Source organism: Arhodomonas sp. KWT, from assembly GCF_010993615.1.
The window spans coordinates 1-861 of sequence record NZ_WNXE01000709.1; the positions used below are offsets into that span (position 1 = coordinate 1).

At 76.3% G+C, this 861-nt stretch carries 1 protein-coding gene; it reads left to right on the forward strand.

The features are described from left to right. Positions 1-861: type VI secretion system Vgr family protein (locus tag G7A99_RS21890; RefSeq protein WP_163144062.1), on the forward strand; the 861-nt coding region annotated here is incomplete at both ends.

The window sequence follows — 861 nt, forward strand, 5'->3', positions numbered from 1 at the left end:
CGCCCTGCCCGGCAGCCTCCAGCCCGACATCGACGCCGCCCGCCGCGCCCACGGCCTCGAGGCGCACGGCGACGAGCGCGAGGACTACCGCAGCGCCGGCACCGGCCACTACCTCGTCTCCCTCGAGGCCCAGCGCGCCCACATCCCCTACCGCCCCGCGCTCGAGCACCCCCGCCCCGTGCTCGCCGGCCCCCAGACCGCCACCGTCGTCGGCCCCGAGGGCGAGGAGATCCACACCGATCACCTCAACCGCGTGAAGGTCCGCTTCCACTGGGACCGCCTCGCGCGCGGCGACGAGCGCGACAGCTGCTGGCTGCGCGTCGCCGAACCCAGCGCCGGCGCCGGCTGGGGCGCGGTGTTCACCCCCCGCGTCGGCCAGGAGGTGCTCGTCGACTTCCTCGACGCCGACCCCGACCGACCGCTGATCACCGCGCGCGTGTTCAACGCCGCCACCCCGCCGCCGTGGCACAGCAACGGCCTGCTCTCGGGGCTGCGCTCCCGCGCCTACCGCGCCAGCGGCCACAACGAGCTCGTCTTCGACGACGCCACCGGCCAGCAGCGCCTGCGCCTGGCCAGCGACCACGCCGCCAGCCAGCTCAACCTCGGCTACCTCATCCACCAGCGCGACAACCACCGCGGTGCGCTGCGCGGCAACGGCTTCGAGCTGCGCTCCGACGCCTTCGGCGCCGTGCGCGCCAACCAGGGCCTCTACCTCACCACCTGGGGCCAGCCCGGTGCCGGCGGCGACCAGCTCGACCTCACCCCCGCGCGCGAGCAGCTCGCCAGCGCCCACCGCCTCGCCGAGCGCCTCTCCGGGAGCGCCACCGCCCACCGCGCCGAGGCGCTCGAGGCGCACACCGA